General features: G+C 65.6%; 15 protein-coding genes. 8 read left to right on the forward strand and 7 right to left on the reverse strand.

Annotated elements, in window-relative coordinates; genetic code table 11:
* Nucleotides 1-9: 9 nt before the first annotated feature.
* Nucleotides 10-312 (reverse strand): DUF485 domain-containing protein, encoded by a 303-nt coding sequence (locus tag JQ507_16205; protein ID QRI72908.1) that lies wholly within the window; start codon nt 310-312, stop codon nt 10-12.
* 77 nt (nt 313-389) lie between these two features.
* Entirely contained in the window at nt 390-1,340 is a 951-nt protein-coding gene (locus JQ507_16210) for a LysR family transcriptional regulator (GenBank protein ID QRI72909.1), read from the reverse strand.
* 160 nt (nt 1,341-1,500) lie between these two features.
* Here JQ507_16210 and JQ507_16215 point away from each other — a divergent pair, with 160 nt between their 5' ends.
* Nucleotides 1,501-2,550: a carbon-nitrogen hydrolase family protein gene (locus JQ507_16215; GenBank protein QRI72910.1), complete on the forward strand. Its 1,050-nt coding sequence runs from the start codon at nt 1,501-1,503 to the stop codon at nt 2,548-2,550.
* 87 nt (nt 2,551-2,637) lie between these two features.
* A complete protein-coding gene (locus JQ507_16220) occupies nt 2,638-3,432 on the forward strand; it encodes an adenylate/guanylate cyclase domain-containing protein (protein ID QRI72911.1) in 795 nt (264 codons plus the stop codon).
* A 46-nt stretch (nt 3,433-3,478) separates the two neighbouring features.
* Here JQ507_16220 and JQ507_16225 read toward each other — a convergent pair whose 3' ends face one another.
* The 3 genes from JQ507_16225 to JQ507_16235 form a co-directional block, all read right to left on the reverse strand.
* On the reverse strand, nt 3,479-5,446 hold the full coding sequence (locus JQ507_16225) for an oleate hydratase (protein QRI72912.1): 1,968 nt from the start codon (nt 5,444-5,446) through the stop codon (nt 3,479-3,481).
* Nucleotides 5,447-5,605: 159 nt separating this feature from the next.
* Nucleotides 5,606-5,860: a hypothetical protein gene (locus JQ507_16230; protein ID QRI72913.1), complete on the reverse strand. Its 255-nt coding sequence runs from the start codon at nt 5,858-5,860 to the stop codon at nt 5,606-5,608.
* 46 nt (nt 5,861-5,906) lie between these two features.
* Nucleotides 5,907-7,121, reverse strand: a complete 1,215-nt coding sequence (locus tag JQ507_16235) for a sensor domain-containing diguanylate cyclase (GenBank protein QRI72914.1) — start codon at nt 7,119-7,121, stop codon at nt 5,907-5,909.
* 119 nt (nt 7,122-7,240) lie between these two features.
* On the opposite strand from JQ507_16235, the gene JQ507_16240 reads away from it, so the two are divergent.
* The 4 genes from JQ507_16240 to JQ507_16255 all read left to right on the forward strand — a co-directional run bounded on the left by JQ507_16240 (nt 7,241) and on the right by JQ507_16255 (nt 10,797).
* Complete coding sequence (locus JQ507_16240; GenBank protein ID QRI72915.1) at nt 7,241-7,381, forward strand: hypothetical protein; 141 nt, start codon at nt 7,241-7,243, stop codon at nt 7,379-7,381.
* A gap of 325 nt (nt 7,382-7,706) precedes the next feature.
* A complete protein-coding gene (glmS, locus tag JQ507_16245; GenBank protein QRI72916.1) occupies nt 7,707-9,533 on the forward strand; it encodes a glutamine--fructose-6-phosphate transaminase (isomerizing) in 1,827 nt (608 codons plus the stop codon).
* Nucleotides 9,534-9,640: 107 nt separating this feature from the next.
* Nucleotides 9,641-10,414: a DUF502 domain-containing protein gene (locus JQ507_16250; GenBank protein QRI72917.1), complete on the forward strand. Its 774-nt coding sequence runs from the start codon at nt 9,641-9,643 to the stop codon at nt 10,412-10,414.
* On the forward strand, nt 10,414-10,797 hold the full coding sequence (locus JQ507_16255) for a rhodanese-like domain-containing protein (GenBank protein QRI72918.1): 384 nt from the start codon (nt 10,414-10,416) through the stop codon (nt 10,795-10,797). The genes JQ507_16250 and JQ507_16255 overlap by 1 nt, the downstream gene beginning before the upstream one ends.
* Before the next feature lie 16 nt (nt 10,798-10,813).
* On the opposite strand, the gene JQ507_16260 is transcribed toward JQ507_16255, so the two are convergent.
* Nucleotides 10,814-11,944, reverse strand: coding sequence for an FAD-dependent monooxygenase (locus JQ507_16260; GenBank protein QRI72919.1), 1,131 nt, complete (start codon nt 11,942-11,944; stop codon nt 10,814-10,816).
* Nucleotides 11,945-12,175: 231 nt separating this feature from the next.
* Nucleotides 12,176-14,284, reverse strand: coding sequence for an ATP-dependent DNA helicase RecG (gene recG / locus JQ507_16265; protein QRI72920.1), 2,109 nt, complete (start codon nt 14,282-14,284; stop codon nt 12,176-12,178).
* Between the two features lie 143 nt (nt 14,285-14,427).
* Between recG and JQ507_16270 the strand changes: the two genes are divergently transcribed.
* Nucleotides 14,428-14,718 carry a succinate dehydrogenase assembly factor 2 gene (locus JQ507_16270; protein ID QRI72921.1) on the forward strand — a complete coding sequence of 97 codons (291 nt, stop codon included), beginning with the start codon at nt 14,428-14,430 and terminating at the stop codon, nt 14,716-14,718.
* Nucleotides 14,715-18,233 (forward strand): transcription-repair coupling factor, encoded by a 3,519-nt coding sequence (mfd, locus tag JQ507_16275; protein ID QRI72922.1) that lies wholly within the window; start codon nt 14,715-14,717, stop codon nt 18,231-18,233. The genes JQ507_16270 and mfd overlap by 4 nt, the downstream gene beginning before the upstream one ends.
* The last annotated feature ends 285 nt before the right edge of the window (nt 18,234-18,518 follow it).

Consider the following 18,518-nt stretch of genomic DNA (forward strand, 5'->3'; position numbering starts at 1 on the left):
TCTGTCCCCTCAGCGAAGCCTGCGAACGCCTGCGTCGAGCACCCGGTTCGCCCACAGCACGTAGACCAGGCAGAGCACGAACGAGGAGATGATGACGAGCGGACCGAGCACGATGCAAAGCGACAGGCCCGGCATCAGGATGGTGCCGAGCAGCGGCTTGTCGAACGCGAACAGCGCCATGAAGCCGAAATAGATCACGATCATCGCAACGCTGAGAGCGAGCGCGATGGTCAGCCGCGTCTTGGCGAGCTTGCTGGCCGATGCGACGCCACTTGGTGCCGGACCGGCATTGCCGGGAATAACCCTGTCCATATTGGCCCCCTAAGACTTGAGCGCGCTTTGCCTTGCGCCAATCGGACGAGCTTCAGCCGGACCACCACGGAAGGGAATTATGGATTTTTGCAATCTGCTGTGCGCGGCTGCGGCAGGGCGTCGGCCAGCGTGACCTGCATGTCGGGGTCCTGCTTCAGGGTATTTTTCAGGAAGGCGCGGACGGCGCGGATGCGCGGCGCAAATTGCAGGTCGCTGTGGACGTTGAGCCAGACCTCGCGAACGGTGCCGGCGAGGGCGGGCAGCACGGGGATCAGGTCGGGCCGGTCGCTGGTGGCAAAGCTCGGCAGCATGACGATCCCGAGGCCGCCCGCCGCGGCATTCATCTGCGCGATCATGCTGTTGGAGTGAAAGGCGATTTTCGGCTCTTCGATGACATCGGCGAGCCAGCGCACCGAATCCACCTGGATCAGATCCTCGATATAGGAAACGAACCAATGATCCCCGAGGTCGCGGAGCGTTGCAGGCATGCCGTGCGTGTCGAGATAGCTCCGGCTCGCGAATAGCCCGAGCCGAAACTTGCCGATGCGTTCCGAGATCAGGCCCGGGCCGGGCGGCCGGAAGAAGGACACGAACAGGTCGGCTTCGCGCTTATGGACGTAGACCGTCTGGGCGGACGTGACGAGTTCGACGGTGAGTTGCGGTGCGGTGCGCCGCAGATCGGCAAAGCGTTGCGCCAGATAGAGCGAGGCGATCCCTTCCATGGTGGCGAGCCGTACGTTCCCCACGAGCTCCCGGGTGTCGCTGGCGCTGGCCTCCTCGCGAATGGCGATGACAGCGCTTTCGACCCGCTCGGCGTGACGCAACAGCCGCTCGCCGACTTCGTTGAGCTTGAGCCCGGTGCGGTGGCGTTCGAACACCGCGATCCCGAGCGAGGCTTCCATCTGCGCGATGCGCCGACTGACGGTGGAGTGGTCCAGCCGCAGCCGCTTTGCTGTTTGGCTCAAATTCCCTGCGCGAGCGGCACAGAGAAATACCCGCAAATCGTCCCAGTTGATCGTATCGAACATGACCTGCCTCCGGATTACGGCCGTTGCCAGCAAAGCAATTCCCGTTCCAACGCGAGGTGGCTCCGATCCTTCGCAACCGACCATGCGACAATTCCGATGCATGCCTGCGAGGCAGGGATGATACCGCTTCGCTCCCCCCATCCTAGCCGGGATTTTTCATATGCTTGCTCGCTTCAAGGCTGCCGCCGTCCACGCCGCGCCCGTGTTCCTCGACAGCCAGGCGACCACCGAGAAGGCGATCTCGATCATGCGCGAGGCGGCCAGGGCCGGCGCCGAGCTGATCGCGTTTCCGGAAACCTACATTCCCGCCTTTCCGGTCTGGGCGGCGCTGTGGCCTCCGATCGACAATCACGACTTGTTCGTGCGCATGGCGGCGCAATCCGTGTCGGCGGACGGGCCGGAAGTGGCGCGGCTTTGTGCCGAGGCGCGCGCCCTTGGCGTCACCGTCTCGATCGGCATCAGCGAGCGCTCGGCCGTCAGCGTCGGGGGGCTGTGGAATTCGAACCTGTTGATCGGCGAGACCGGCGAAATTCTGGTCCATCACCGCAAGCTGGTTCCGACATTCTACGAGAAGCTGGTGTGGTCATCCGGGGATGGTGCGGGCCTTGTGGTCGCGGAGACACGGCAGGGCCGCATCGGGGGATTGATCTGCGGCGAGAACACCAATCCATTGGCTCGTTTCGCGCTGATGGCGCAGGGCGAACAGGTCCACATCTCGAGCTGGCCGCCGATGTGGCCGACCCGACGCCCGGCCGGCGGCGGCAATTTCGACAACGTCGCCGCCAATCGCATCCGGGCAAGCGCCCACTGCTTCGAAGCCAAGGTGTTCGGGATCGTCACCGCCGGCTACATGGATGAGCCGATGCGTGCCTTCCTCATCGAACGCGACAGAACGATCGCCGATGTGATCGACCGGACGCCACGTGCGGCGAGCTTCTTCGTCGATCCGACGGGGGTCGTGTTTGGCGATGAATTGCAGGATCAGGAGGGGATCGCCTACGCCGAGATCGATCTCAATCGCTGCGTCGAGCCGAAACAGTTTCACGACGTGGTCGGTTACTACAACCGCTTCGACATTTTTGGCGTGACCGTCGACCGCAGCCGGCTGACCCCGGCACGATTTCGCGATGAACGACAGCCAGGAGCGGAAGCGCAGGCGATCCTGTCCGTCGACGCCGACGCCGGATCGAACGGGCAGCGGGTCGGCTAGCCTTCAATCCAGTGCTGTTGCCAATGCGCGAATGTCTGACTACGCTTTACCGGAGGTAGGACCCCAAGCGCTCTCGGCCGGACGCTCATGCCCAAATTCCTCCGCATCGGAGTCCATCAGTCCAACGTCTCCGGATACACGTCCAAGGCATGGTGCATTCGGCGCACCGGCTCGACGGTCTTCCTGAAGTGGGGCGCCGTCGAAGTTCAGGGCGCTGGAGCCGGCCGAAAAGTCTACTGGACGTTTCCACCGCAGGAAAAGACCATTCGCTGCCGCACGGTGCAGCGTGCCCAGGATTACACCAAGGCGGCCGTCGCACGGCGGCGCAGCCATCGTTACGAACCGCTGACGGGAAACATCGCCAACCGGCGGTGGACCGCCGATCGAGGCTCGGAGCTCAAGCAGGCGCTCGCCACGATCCTGTTCGTCGACATCGTTCGATCCACCGAGAAAGCCGCACGGCTCGGCGATTCGCGCTGGGCGACGGTGATGAACCACTATTATGCCGCCGTCCGCAGGGAGCTGAAGGCCCTGCGCGGCAAGGAAGTCGTGACGACCGGGGACGGCGTGCTGGCGACGTTCGGCAAGCCGGCGGCCGGGATCCGCTGCGCGACCGCGATCCGCGAGGCCGTGCGCACGCTGGGGCTTGAGATCAGGATTGGGCTGCACGCGGGCGAGTACAAGGTGAGCGGCGCGGAGGTCATCGGTCTCGCGTTTCACATCGGCGCGCGCGTCGCGGCGAAGGCGCGTGCCGGCGAGGTCCTGGTCTCGAGCGCGGTCAAGGACCTGATGCTGAAGTCCGAAGTCCGCTTCAAGGATCGCGGCGCACATCAGCTCAAGGGCGTGCCGGAGCGCTGGCGCCTTTACCGGGTCGAGCCCTGAGCCGTCCTGCAAGACGGACGCCTGATGCTGCAATCAAGCAGCGCGTCTAGCCTTTGCGAACTCCGATGCTCTCTCGAATCCGCTCCAGCCAGCCGATGATGGCGCCGAGCGCCTGATCGCCCTTGCCGAGAAGTCCCGCCAGTTCGCGCTCTGCAGTGCCCCGTCTCGTGGCATCGGGTTCGGGCAATGGCGGCAGGATGTGGGCGTAGTAGGTCTTGTCCAGCAGCCGGTGCAGCAGGCGTTCGCCCGGGAACGGTTCGTTGTTGTTCAGCGCTCGGGCGCCCTTCAGCAGCGTGCGGATATCATATTGGGTGGGGCTGATGTCCGGGACCCGCTTGGGAAGGTTGAGAAGCGTGTAGACCGCGATCCGCGCTGTGCGCACGGAACTGTCCATCGTGAAGATGATGTCGTTCGCGGTTTCCACGAACTGCCCCATCAAGCCGAGATTGGTACAGCCGGCGGGAACCGGATGCGGGCGGTCGCCGGCGGCGCGCGGCATGAACATCGCGGTGATGTAAGGCATCAAGGCGAGACGGGCCTTGGTGTTCGCCACCACCGCATCAAGTTTATCCTCGATGCCGAGGTGGTAGCAAAGCTCTGCGATGATCTCGCGGCCGGTGCAGGCCGGCATCGGCTTCTTGACGTAGTTGCCCTCCTTGTCCATCAGTAACGCGTAGACCCAGACGACCAGGACGTCCTTCGGTTGGGTCGGGAAATGCGGCTGCCGATTGCAGGTGAAGCTAAGCACCCAATTGGAATCGGTGAAGGTGATGATGCCGCCGGTGACCGTCTTGCCGGAATAGGGGTCATTGACGGAAAGCTCCTTCAGCCGGTCGACGAAGGGGGACGGCCTGCAGGTGAGCGTGACCGATTCCCACATCGACTTGTCGACATTGCCGTAGAATTTCTCGGGCCTGCCGAAGATCGGTGATTTCTTCGCAAGGTTCGTCCACAGCGTCCAGTCGCTCGCTTCACCCGGATCATGCTTGCCGCGCTGCAGGACCGGGGCGTGGTCCATGTCGCCGTAGGCGGTGCCCTCGGTCATCGATCCCGTGAGCGCGAACACCAGGTCCTTCGGACCGATCGAAATGGTGCTATCGGCCCCGTTCACCTTGGCCTTGATCGCGGTGACCGTGCGCGTCGCGCCCTCGACCTTGATGTCGAGATCGTATGCGCGCGTGTCGAACTGCACCTTGACGCCGCGCTCGCGCAGATGCGTGACCAGCGGACGGACGAAGCTGTCGAACTGGTTGTACTTCGGGAAGATCAGCGCCGACATGTCGGTCAGCCCGTCGATCGCATCGAGGAAGCGATGCATGTAGAGCTTCATTTCGAGCAGGCTCTGCCAGTTCTCGAATGCAAACATCGATCGCCACAGGTACCAGAAATTGGTTTCGAGGAAGCCCGGGCTGAAATACTGCTCGATGGTGATGTCATCGAGGTCTTCCTTGCGCTTCAGCAGCAGCCGGATCAGTTCCCATTGCTGCGGCTTCGACAGGCCGAGCGTCGAGAAATCGCGGATCTGGCCGCGCTTGTGCATCAGCCGCGCCTTCGAGAAGTTCGGATCGTTGTCGTTGACGAGCCGGTACTCGTCGAGAACGCTGTAGCCCTTGGGCAGTTCGAGCGCCTGAACGTCCTGGAACATGTCCCAGAGATTGTCGTAGTTCCAGTTCATCTCGCGGCCGCCGCGGATGATGTAGCCCTTCTCGGGATCGCCGGCGCCGTCGAGCGAGCCGCCCTCGATGTGCATGGAGTCGAGGATGGTGATGTCGTCGCCCTTCATGCCGCCGTCGCGGATCATGTAGAAGGCCGCAGCCAACCCGGCGATGCCGCTGCCGATAATCCAGGCCTTGCGGGGCTCGGCCGTTCCGCTCAGCACCGGACGGTTGCGCATATAGGCGCCCATCATGTCGGGCGGAGGCAGGGTATCGTGCTTGCTCTTGTGCCAGTAACGCGCCGTCGCGTCCGCCTCGACTTCGAAGCTGCTGCGGGAGGGATTGGGAGCATCGGTCATGGCGGCCTCGCTGCATCGCGTTCAGGTGAGCCTGACCGTAGCGAGCCGACCTGTCAATTTCGTGGCCGTCGGGCGGTATTCACGGAAGCTGCAACCAGAACGCGATGCGCCGTCTCTGCAATCTATCATCGCCAGAACGGGCCGCGTTCCTGTCGCGGCCTACCGCGCGCCGAGGATGCGCTGCCACAGCGTGCCACCGACGACCTTCCAGCCGAGATAGAAATACGCAGCGATCAGTGCGAACAGCAGCAGCGCCGGAGCGCCGGTGAGGCTGAAACCGTCCTTGGTGGTCTGGCCAGTGGCGGCGCCGATGGCGTAGCCGCCGCCGAAGAACACGGTGATGAAATCGAGCAAGCCGGCAAGGCCGCGGCGCCAGAACGGTTTTGCGAGCGGCGGTGGCTGATCGTTCGACATCGCAAGGCTCCGCAGCCAACCACGTGATAATGACCGACGCCGCCGGTCAGGTGAAGGCGACCTCGATCCGGTTGTCGGCCTTTCCGGTGATCCGGCACGCGTGCGACAGCGCATCGGCGGCGATCGCGAGCTTGAACTGTTCGGGGATGCCGGAAGTCGACAGCACCTCGATCGTTGCGGTGTCGCGCGACAGGCCGCGCACCGTGCAGTCGATCGTGGAATGCCCGGCATTGAAGCTGATCGTGCCGGCCTTGAACACGCGCCGCGCGGTCGGCGCAATCGACGGCGCACGGTCGACCCAGGCCAGCGCCTGGTTGCGGCCGGCCTGCTTGGCGCCGTACATCGCAAGGTCGGCATTGCGCAGCATGTCGTCGAAGCCATTGCCGGGCGAGAGCGCGGCACCGCCGAGGCTGCAGGTGACGCCGATGGTGCCGGCCGGCGTCTCGATCCGCGTCGCCGCGACGGCCGCACGCACCTTCTCGAGCACGCCCATGGCGTTGTCGAGCCTGGTGTGCGGCAACAGGATGCCGAATTCCTCGCCGCCGAGCCGGCCGATCACGTCGGAGCCGCGCAGCGCGCCACGTGCGGCCTCCGCCACCGCGGCCAGCACCACGTCGCCGACCGCGTGCCCGTAGGTATCGTTGACCCGTTTGAAATGATCGACATCGAGCACCGCGCAGGCGAGCGGACTGAGATGCCGCGCCGCCAGCGCGGTCAGCCGTTCGCCTTCACCGCGGAAGGCGCGCCGCGATGAGCAGCCGGTGAGGGCGTCCTGCATGGACAGGTTCCGCAACATCAGTTCGTCGACGGCGACGGCGGCAAGATCGGACAGCATGCTGATCGCATCGGCATCGAAATCGCGCGGGCGCGTGTCCATCGCGCACAATGTTCCGATCACCGCGCCTGACATCTTGAGCTGCGCGCCGGCATAGAAACGGATGTGCGGCTTGCCGTGCACGAAGATATTGTCGGCAAGGCGCGGCTCACGCAGCGTGTCCGGAATGACGAGGGGATGGTCCTGCGCAATCGCCAGGTTGCAGAGCGCGGGCCCGCGCGCGGTCTCGCGGTCCTCCATGCCGTCGGAGGCCTTGAACCACTGCCGATGGCCGTCGATCAGCGTCAGCGTCGACATCGGCACGCGAAAGATCTTTCGGCACAGCCCGGTCAGTCGGTCAAAGGCAAGCTCGCGCGGCGTGTCGAGGATGTCGAGTTCGGCCAGCACATCGAGGCGCTGCGTCTCACGATCATGCGTGGTGTGCATCGGGGTACCTCCGGCGGCGGCACCCTCGCCGAAAGCCGTTAATGCTGCGTTGACGCGGTTCACGGCGTTTGCCCGCGGCGGTTTCATCGCGATCAAGCGGCGGCGAAGCAGAACACATCATGCGCAACTTTGCCGCGAGCGACAACCGGATCGGCTTCGTGCTGGCGTTCGCGCTCTATCTGCTTTTCATCAAGGCCGGACTGCACGGCATGCTGACGTGCCGCGACGTCCGGCTCCACGGTCGGGGTTGGGAACCGTGAACGACCTGCTCCTTTGTCTGGTCCAAGCATTGGTCGAAACGATCTTCACAAAGACCGGTCGCGGGCTGTGGGGCCTCGTGGGCTTGTTCGCCTACGTCAGGATGCACGGCGAAGGCCCAAGGTTCGGCTGCCGGCGCCGGTGCTGGCTGACGCACTCTTGCCAAACTGGTTAGCCCCGATTAACCAGCCTTTCGCATCAACCTTGCCGTTTAAGACTGTCGCAATCGGCAATAATTATTGAGTATCTTGCGGCCGGCGATTCCCGTTAAGGGACCGTGTCGCCGCTTCGGCAAATTTTCGGCGATTTTTGGGGACATTGAACCGCATGTGCGGCATCGTCGGCATTCTTGGACGCGCTCCGGTCGCGGAGCAATTGGTGGATTCGCTGAAGCGGCTCGAATATCGCGGCTATGATTCCGCGGGGGTCGCGACGCTGGAGAACGGCGTCCTGGCGCGGCGGCGCGCCGAGGGCAAGCTGAAGAATCTGGAGACCCGGCTCGAAGCGAAGCCGCTCGGCGGCCACACCGGCATCGGCCACACCCGCTGGGCGACCCACGGCAGGCCGACCGAGAACAACGCGCATCCGCACGCCACCGAACGCGTCGCCGTCGTGCATAACGGCATCATCGAGAATTTCCGCGAGCTGCGCGAGGAACTTGAAGCCAGGGGCGCGGTGTTCGCCACCGAGACCGACACCGAGGTCGTGGTGCATCTGGTCGACAATCTGCTCAAGGGCGGCGTCGCGCCGGTCGAGGCGGTGAGGGCGGCGCTGTCGCAGCTGCGCGGCGCTTTCGCGCTCGGCTTCATCTTCGCCGGCGAGGACGATCTGATGATCGGCGCCCGCAACGGCCCGCCGCTCGCGGTCGGCCACGGCGAGGGCGAAATGTATCTCGGCTCGGATGCGATCGCGCTCGGGCCGTTCACCGATACGATCAGCTATCTCGAGGACGGCGACTGGGTGGTGCTGAACCGCAAGGGCGCGACGATCTTCGACAAGGACAACGCCATCGTGCATCGCGAGGCGATCAAGCACACCACGGCGACGGCGCTGGTCGACAAGGCGAACTATCGCCACTTCATGGCGAAGGAGATCCACGAGCAGCCCGAAGTGGTCGGGCATACGCTCGCGCGTTACGTCGATATGGCGACCGAGCGCGTCACCATGCCGGTCAAGCTGCCGTTCGACTTCAAGGACATCCAGCGCGTCTCGATCACCGCCTGCGGCACCGCGAGCTATGCCGGCTTCGTCGCGAAATACTGGCTGGAGCGGTTGGCGCGGCTGCCGGTCGAGCTCGATGTCGCCTCCGAATTCCGCTACCGCGAGGCGCCGCTGCGCAAGGGCGATCTCGCGATCTTCATCTCGCAGTCCGGCGAGACCGCCGACACGCTGGCGGCGCTGCGCTACGCCAAGGCGCAGGGCACGCACACGCTCTCGGTCGTCAACGTGCCGACCTCGACGATTGCTCGCGAGAGCGAGACCGTGTTGCAGACACTGGCAGGTCCCGAGATCGGCGTCGCCTCGACCAAGGCGTTCACCTGCCAGCTGATGGTGCTGGCCTCGCTCGCGGTCGCCGCCGGCAAGGCGCGCGGCGAGCTGTCCGAGGCCGACGAGAGCAAGCTGGTGCACGGCCTCGTCGAAATTCCGCGCCTGATGTCGGAGGCGCTCACGTCAGAGCCGCAGATCGAGAAGCTGGCGCGCGAAATCTCGAAGTCGCGCGACGTGCTCTATCTCGGCCGCGGCACCAGCTATCCGCTGGCGCTGGAAGGCGCGCTGAAGCTGAAGGAGATCTCCTACATCCATGCCGAGGGCTATGCCGCCGGCGAGCTCAAGCACGGCCCGATCGCGCTGATCGACGAGCACATGCCGGTGGTGGTGATCGCGCCCTACGACAAGGTGTTCGAGAAGACCGTCTCCAACATGCAGGAGGTCGCCGCCCGCGGCGGCAAGATCATCCTGATGACCGACGCCAAGGGCGCCGCCGAGGCGACCATCCAGTCTCTGGTCACGATCGTGATGCCGGACATGGGCGCGACCTTTGCGCCGATGGTCTATGCGGTGCCGGTGCAGCTGCTCGCCTATCATACTGCCGTCGTGATGGGCACCGACGTCGATCAGCCCCGGAATCTGGCCAAATCGGTCACGGTCGAATAGTCGCAAGCCGGGCCGTCACGCGGCCCCTTCAAAAATGCGTCAGAATGGCTTAGCTGGGTGCTGGACAACGGCCGCTTCGACGCCGCTTCGACGACCTTGGAACCGCAATGACTTCCAACCAAGTGCCTCCTGTCGCTGGTGATTTGCCGCCGGACGCGCCGCGCGGGCTGATGGCGCGTTTCCGCAACTATTTCCTGACCGGCCTCGTGGTGGCCGGGCCAGTTGCGATCACCCTGTACCTGACCTGGTGGTTCGTGAACTGGGTCGACAATCTGGTCCGCCCGTTCGTACCCACGGCCTACCGGCCGGAGACCTATCTGCCGTTCGGGCTGCCCGGTTCCGGCCTGATCGTCGCGGTCATCGCGCTGACGCTGCTTGGCTTTCTCACCGCCAACCTGATCGGGCGAACGCTGGTCGATCTCGGCGAGCGGCTGCTTGGGCGGATTCCTGCGGTGCGTGCGATCTACCGCGGCCTGAAGCAGGTGTTCGAGACGCTGTTCTCCGGCAACGGCTCGAGCTTCCGCCGCGTCGGCCTGGTCGAATTTCCTTCGCCCGGGATGTGGTCGATCGTGCTGATCTCGCAGGCGCCGAACGCCGAGCTCGCCGCCAGCTTCCCCGGACAGGAGGAGCACATCTCGGTGTTCCTGCCGTGTGCGCCGAACCCGACCACTGGCTTCTTCTTCTACGTGCCGAAGAGCAAGGTCATCGAGATCGAGATGAGCACCGAGGATGCCGCGACCTTGATCATGTCGGCCGGCGTGGTGCAGCCCGGCACCAACGATCAGAAGCGCGCCGCGGCGCTCGCCGGCATGGCCAATGCCGCGCGGATCGCCAATCAGGCGTCGTTGCAGCCGGCGGCGCCGGCCAAGGTCGAGGGCTGATGCGCTCCGGCGAGACGCCGTCCGGTGAGGGCGCGCGACTGCTGTCGCCCGACCAGGCCAAGCGCGAGCTCGAGCAAGGCGGCATCACGCTGATCGATGTCGGCGAGCCCTGGCAGTTGCGCGAGCGCGGCACCATCGCGGGCGCGCGCAATATCAGCCACGAGGAGATCGCTGGCATCGCTGCGTCCGATCCCGCACTCGGCGATCGCGAGCAGCCGATCATCCTGACCTGCGGCGGCGGCGGCAAGGCCAAGCGCGCCGCTCAGGCGCTGCACGACATCGGATTTGCGCATGTCGCCGTGATCCAAGGCGGCTGCCGCGGCTGGCAGGCTGCGGGACATGAGCTGGTGCCGGTTTCATCGACCGAGGGTGATCGGCGCTGATTGACGCGTTGCTGTTTCACGCAAGATGCTGGCTGAACAGGTCAACCACGCTCTCGGGGGCGCGGTCGCCGAAGAACTCCTCCAGGTTCGCAGCGGTCTGTTCCGCCACATCAGCGCTTCGCGGGAATAGCTCGCTTTCATAGCGGGCCAGCGCGCCTTCGACGTCATCGGGAGTGGCAACAAGCGCCCGGGCGAGTTCCGCGCCATCGAGCATCGCAAGGTTTGCGCCTTCGCCGGCGAACGGCGACATCAGATGCGCGGCATCGCCGAGCAGCGTTGCGCCGGGCACACGCCGCCATCGATGTCCGACCGGCAGCGCATGGATCCGGCGCAGCACCGGATCGGTTTCACCGTCGGTGATCAGGGCGGTAAGTTGCGGGGCCCAGCCGCGAAATTGTTCGGCAAGATGCGCCAGGCCAGCTTTGGGGTCGCTGAAGTCGATCGAGTTGATCCAATCCTCCGGCTCCTTCAGGGCCGCATAAGTATGCAGCGTGCCATCGGCATAGCGATGCGCCAGAATACCCTTGCCGGGAGCAACGGCCATCAGCGTGCCGCTGCCGATCGCATCCGCGCTTGCCTTGTGGCGCGTGTCGCCGTCGAACAGCGAGGTCTCGATGAACGAGACGCCGGTGTACGCAGGTCTCGACTCCGACAGCAGCGGACGGACCTTCGACCATGCACCGTCGGCGCCGACGAGCACGTCCGATGTCACCGTCGCGCCATGGGCAAAGGTGATGTCGTGCCGTCCGTCACCGCGCGCAGCGATCGACGTGACCTTGTGTCCCCATCGAATCGCATTCGGAGGGATCGAATCGATCAGTATGCGCCGAAGATCGCCGCGGTCGACCTCGGGGCGCGTGCCGGTGCGGCTGCCGGGCTGGTCGAACAGGACATGGCCGTCTTTGTCGACGATGCGCTTGGCATCTTCACCGGGACGGACGAGCTCCAGGAACGCGTCAAACAGCCCTGCGGCCCTGAGCGCGAGCTGTCCGTTATGTTCGTGAATATCGAGCAGGCCGCCTTGCGTCCTTTGGCTCGCCGAAATCTCGGCTTCATAGATCGTTGCGGCGAAGCCGTGGAGATGCAGAACACGCGCGAGCGTGAGACCGCCGAGGCCGGCGCCAATGATCGTAACCGGATTTCGCATGGTAGCGCTCCTGTGGTCGCAAACATGCAGCGCGCGGCGGCGCTGATGGCTGCGATGGCCTGATAGGTGTCAGGCGATTGCTTTCGGAGACGCTGGCCGAACCACGTGAGTGCGTGGCTGACGTGTACGCGACGGCCTGCCGGGCTTGCCGGTTCAGGCGGTCGTTTTTCGCGGCGGCGGAGGGGTATACCCCTTGATCGGCAAAAGCAAGGCCGCGCCTGCCGTTGGCAGCTACCCCGCGCCGATCAGCGGCACGGCCTCGTCGCGTTCGTAGAGGTAGAGCAGGCAGCGCAGCGCTTCGCCGCGCTCGCCCTTGAGCTTCGGATTGTCCTTCATGATCCGCAACGCCTCGTCGCGGGCCTGGGTGATGAGCTGGCCGTGCACCTCGGAGCGCGCGATGCGGTAGCCGGGCAGGCCGCTCTGGCGGACGCCGAGCACGTCGCCTTCGCCGCGCAGCTTGAGATCCTCCTCGGCGATCCGGAAGCCGTCCGTGGTCTCGCGGATCACCTTGAGCCGCGCCTTCGACATCTCGCCGAGCGGCTCCTTGTAGAGCAGCAGGCAGGTCGAAGCCTCCGAGCCGCGGCCGATGCGGCCGCGCAATTGATGCAATTGCGCGAGGCCGAAGCGTTCGGCGTTCTCGATCACCATGATGGTCGCCGCCGGCACGTCGACACCGACCTCGACCACCGTCGTCGCGACCAGGAGGCCGATCTCGTGTGCGGCGAACTGCGCCATCACACGGTCTTTCTCGGCACCCTTCATCTGCCCGTGCACCAGGCCGACGCGATCGCCGAACCGCTGCTGCAGGCTCTCGAAACGTTCGGTCGCGTTGGTGAGGTGCTCGGTGCCCTCGGCCTCGGATTCGTCGACCAGCGGGCAGATCCAGTAGACGAGTTTTCCCGCGCCAAGCGCGCGGCCGACGCCGTCCATGACGTCCTCGATCCGGCTCATCGGCACTGCGCGGGTGTCGATCGGCTGGCGTCCCGCCGGCTTTTCGCGCAGCTCGGAGACGTCCATGTCGCCGAAATATGTCAGCACCAGCGTGCGCGGGATCGGTGTCGCGCTCAGCACCAGCACGTCGACGGCCTCGCCCTTGGAGGTCAGCGCGAGCCGTTCGCGCACGCCGAAACGATGCTGCTCGTCGACCACGGCGAGCGCCAGCGCCTTGTAGATCACATCGTCCTGGATCAGCGCATGGGTGCCGACCAGCAGATCGATTTCGCCGGCCTCCAGCCGCGCCAGGAGCTCGCGGCGCTCCTTACCCTTTTCGCGGCCGGTGAGGATCGCAACCCGCATGCCGGCGCGCTCGGCGAGCGGCGCGATGGTCTTGATGTGCTGGCGCGCCAGGATTTCGGTCGGCGCCATCAGCGCCGCCTGCTTGCCGGCCTCGGTGACGGCGGCGGCCGCGAGCAGCGCCACCACGGTCTTGCCGGAACCGACATCGCCCTGCACGAGGCGCAGCATCCGCACCGGCTGGCGCAGATCCTCCGTGATCGCCGCGACCGCCTCGCGCTGCGACCTGGTCAGCGCATAGGGCAGGGCGTCGATGATCCTGTTGCGCAGATGGCGGTCGCCCGCATTGCGCACGCCGGCGGGGCGGCGCAGCGTGGCGCGGATCAACGCCAGCGCGAGCTGGCCCGCCAGCAGTTCGTCGAACGCGAGCCGCGACCAGAACGGTCCATCGGGCAGGATGTCGGTCAGCTCGACCGGGACATGGACGCGGGTCAGCGCCTCCCGGATCGGCGGGAAGTTGCAACGGCGCAGCACCTCGGGGCTGATCCACTCCGGCAAATCCGGCAGCTTGGTCAGCGCCTGCGCGATGGCGCGGCGGAGCGAGCCGATCGCCAGCCCCTCGGTCAGCGGATAGACCGGATCGATGCCGGAGAGCTTTGCAAAGCCGGCTTCGTCGACGACGCGATCGGGATGCACGATCTGCGGGATGCCGTCATACATCGCCAGCGTGCCGGAGACGTAGCGCTTCTCGCCCATCGGCAGCAGCTTCTCGACATAGCCGGGCTGGGCGCGGAAGAAGGTCAGCACCACGTCGCCGGTGTCGTCGCTGGCATAGACGAGGTAAGGTGCGCGCGAATTGCGTGGCGGTGGCGGGCGATGGCGATCGACGGTGACCTCCAGCGTCACCATGGTTCCGACCACAGCATCCCGGATCTTCGGCCGGGCGCGGCGGTCGATCACGCTCGCCGGCAGGTGCAGCAGGAGGTCGACCAGCCGCGGCGTCTCGCTCCGGTCGAGCAAATAGCGCAGCAGTCTGTCCTGCTTCGGGCCGACGCCCGAAAGCGTCGTGACCTGGGCAAACAGCGGATTGAGCAAAGCGGGGCGCATCGCAGCCCTTTACACACGACTCACGTCATGCGCGCAAGGAAACCCCAAAAGGCGGCGAATGAGGGCTGACATCGGCCGCCGCTGTCGCTATATCAAGCGCGCCCGGCACGTCCGGGCTTTTCGCGTTGAACGGATTTTGGGACATGACGGGATCGACACGATCGAGCCAGGGGCTCGATGACCGCCGCAAGCGGCTTCTGTTTCGCTGCTGGCACCGCGGCACCCGGGAGATGGACCTGATCCTCGGCCGGTTCGCAGACGCGACCATTGGCGAGCTGTCCGATCAGGAGATCGGTGAGCTCGAGCACCTGATCGAGGTTCCGGATCCCGATCTCTATGCCGCGCTGACCGGTGACAAGGTGCTGCCTTCGGAATATGCGACCGCGCTGTTTGCCCGCATCAAGGCGTTCCGGGTTGCGGACCCCAGCGCATGAAGCAGCCGATGAAATCGCCGGCCGCGATGCTCGCACCCGGCCGGGTGCTGACCATCGCCAACGTCGCCGAGGGCGCCGAGGGGCTCGTCATCTCCGATCTGGCGCGCGCCATCGCCGCGCAGCCGAAGCGGCCGGCGGTCAGCCTCGCGGTGGTGTGCCGCGACGGCGCACGGATGCAGCAGCTTGCCCGCGCGCTGGAGTTCTTCGCCCCCGATATCGCGGTCATGCAGATCCCGGCCTGGGACTGCCAGCCCTATGACCGCGTCTCGCCGCATTCCGGTATCCTGGCGCAGCGGCTGACCGCGCTGGCGAAACTGTCGCGGCTGACGGGCTCCGACAAGCCGCTGATCGTGCTGACCACGGTGAACGCCGCCGTGCAGCGGGTGCCGGCGCGCGATCAGGTCGCGGCGCAGGCGCTGTCGGTCGTCCCCGGCAACGTCGTGCCGATGGACTCGGTCGTCGCCTGGCTGGAGCACAATGGCTACACCCGCTCGTCCACGGTGCGTGAACCCGGCGAATACGCCGTGCGCGGCGGCATCCTCGATCTGTTTCCGGCCGGCCTCGACCAGCCGGTGCGGTTCGACTTCTTCGGCGATAGCCTGGAATCGATCCGCACCTTCGATGCCGAGACCCAGCGCACACACCTGGACATGCGCGGGCTCGACCTGGTGCCGGTCTCGGAATTCCAGCTCACCACCGAGACCATCCGCCGCTTCCGCATGGGCTATGTCGCGGCGTTCGGCGCGCCGGAGCGCGACGACCAGCTCTATGAAGCGGTCTCCGAGGGGCGGCGCCATCCCGGCATGGAGCATTGGCTGCCGCTGTTCCAGGAGCGGATGGACACGCTGTTCGATTATCTCGACGGCGCAACCATTGCGATCGAGCCGCAGGGCGAGGACGCCGCGCGCGAGCGCTTCACCCAGGTTGCCGACTACTATGACGCACGGCGCGAAGCGCTGGAGCATCCGGGCAGCGGCGCGATCTACAAGCCGCTGCCGCCGGACAAGCTCTATCTGACCGAGGCCGAATGGACCAAGCTGCTCGGCGACGCGCCGCTGGCGCGGCTGACGCCGTTCGCGGTGCCCGAAGGCACGGCAGACGTGTTCGACGCCGGCGCGCGGCAGGGCCGCAATTTCGCGCCCGAGCGCGCCGACGGCAATGTCAACGTGTTCGAGGCGGTGGTCGGCCACATCGGCGCGCTGCAATCGCAGCGCAAGAAAGTGATCGTCGCGCTGTGGAGCGAAGGCTCGCGCGACCGCATGGGCGCGATGCTGCGCGACCACAAGCTGCTCAACACCACCAGCGTCAACACCTGGCGCATCGTGCAGGCGACGCCGCGCAACGAGACCATGCTGGCCGTGCTCGGCATGGAGTCCGGCTTCGAGACCGACGAGTTCGCCGTCATCAGCGAGCAGGATATTCTCGGCGACCGCTTGGTGCGGCCACGCAAGGCGAGCCGCAAGCTCGACAATTTCATCTCGGAGGTGACGAGCCTCGCGACCGGCGATCTGGTGGTTCACGTCGAGCACGGCATCGGCCGCTTCGTCGGTCTCCAGACGCTCGAAGTGTCCGGCGCGCCGCATGACTGCCTCGAACTGCACTACGCGGCGGAGACCAAGCTGTTCCTGCCGGTCGAGAACATCGAGCTGCTGTCGCGCTACGGCTCCGACAGCGCCAATGTCGAGCTCGACCGTCTCGGGGGCGGCGGCTGGCAGGCGCGCAAGGCCAAGCTCAAGAACCGCATCCGCGAGATCGCGGGCGAATTGATCAAGATCGCGGCGGAGCGGCAGCTGCACGAGGCGCCGAAATTCCCGCTGCAGCCGCACGTCTATGACGAGTTCTGCGCACGCTTCCCCTATGATGAAACCGAGGACCAGCTGGGGGCCATCAACTCGACCCTGAAGGACCTCGAAATCGGCCGCCCGATGGACCGCCTGATCTGCGGCGACGTCGGCTTCGGCAAGACCGAGGTGGCGCTGCGCGCGGCCTTCGCCGTCGCACTCGAAGGCAAGCAGGTCGCGGTCGTGGTGCCGACCACGCTGCTGGCGCGCCAGCATTCGCGCACCTTCACCGAGCGCTTCAAGGGCTTCCCGGTCAATGTCGCGCAGGCCTCGCGGTTGGTGTCGACCAAGGATTTGAACCAGACCAAGAAGGGACTCGCTGACGGCAGCGTCGACATCGTCGTCGGCACCCATGCGCTGCTCGGCAAGGCCATCAAGTTCAAGGACCTCGGCCTCTTGATCGTCGACGAGGAGCAGCATTTCGGCGTCAGCCACAAGGAGCGGCTGAAGCAGCTGCGCGCCCAGGTCCACGTCCTGACGCTGTCGGCGACCCCGATCCCGCGCACGCTGCAACTGGCGCTGACCGGGGTCCGTGAGCTCTCGATCATCGCATCGCCGCCGGTCGATCGCCTCGCGGTGCGCACCTTCGTCGCGCCCCACGACCCCCTGATGATCCGCGAGGCGCTGCTGCGCGAGCGCTATCGCGGCGGCCAGGCCTTCTACGTCGTGCCACGGATCGAGGACCTCGCCGGCGTCAAGGATTTCCTCGACAAGAACGTGCCGGAGATGAAGGTTGCCGTCGCGCACGGCCAGATGCCGCCGACCGTGATCGAAGACATCATGTCCGCGTTCTACGACGGCAAATACGATATCCTGCTGTCGACCACGATCGTCGAATCCGGTCTCGACATCCCGAATGCCAACACGCTGATCGTGCACCGCGCCGACATGTTCGGCCTCGCCCAGCTCTATCAGCTGCGCGGCCGCGTCGGTCGCTCCAAGCTGCGCGCCTACGCGTTGTTCACGCTGCCGGCGCAGCAGAAGATCACGGCGCAGGCGGAGCGGCGGCTCAAGGTGCTGCAGTCGCTGGAGACGCTGGGCGCGGGCTTCCAGCTTGCCTCGCACGACCTCGACATCCGCGGCGCCGGCAATCTGCTCGGCGAGGAGCAGTCCGGCCACATCAAGGAAGTCGGCTTCGAGCTGTACCAGTCGATGCTGGAGGAGGCGATCGTCAACCTCAAGGCCGGCGTCGTCGAGCCTGCCGCCGATCGCTGGTCGCCGCAGATCACGATTGGCATGCCGGTCTTGATTCCAGAAGACTACGTCAACGATCTCAGCGTGCGGCTGTCGCTCTATCGTCGGCTCGCCGATCTCGACACCGACGAGGACATCGACGCCTTTGCCGCCGAGATGCGCGATCGCTTCGGCGTGCTGCCCGACGAAGTCCGCTATCTGTTCAAGGTCGCCGCGATCAAGGCCTATTGCCGCCGCGCCAATGTCGGCAAGGTCGATGCAGGCCCGAAGGGCGCCGTGATCGCATTCCGCGACAACAGCTTTGCGCATCCGGAGCGGCTGGTGACGTTCATCCGTCAGCACGGCCGGGCCGCCAAGGTGCGGCCGGACATGAAGGTCGTGTTCTTCCAGGAATGGGACACGCCGGAAGAGCGGCTCGCGGGCACCACGGAGATCCTGCGCCAGCTCGCCAATCTCGCCGAGAGCAAGAAGGCGGCGTGAGGTTCAGCCTCCCCGAAGCGGAGGCTCGGCTCAGAGAGCGGGAGTGCGCTGGCTCGGATCGCGCGAACGCAATCAAATGCGCCTCTCCGTTCGCGATGGTGATCGCCACGTTCGTTGTCACGGCAGAGCAGATTTCGCCCAAAGCAAGCTCGATCGGCTCATCGTTGCACGGCGATTCAGGAGCAGCCCCGAGGAGGTACTAAGGTTTGGTTCGTTGACGAGGTTGTTAATCTCGCCTACCTTTTTGTTCACTTTTTGAGCAGTTCTTTTTATTTCAGGGCAGGG

Origin of the sequence: Bradyrhizobium sp. PSBB068 (genome assembly GCA_016839165.1) — a bacterium.
GTDB lineage: Bacteria > Pseudomonadota > Alphaproteobacteria > Rhizobiales > Xanthobacteraceae > Bradyrhizobium.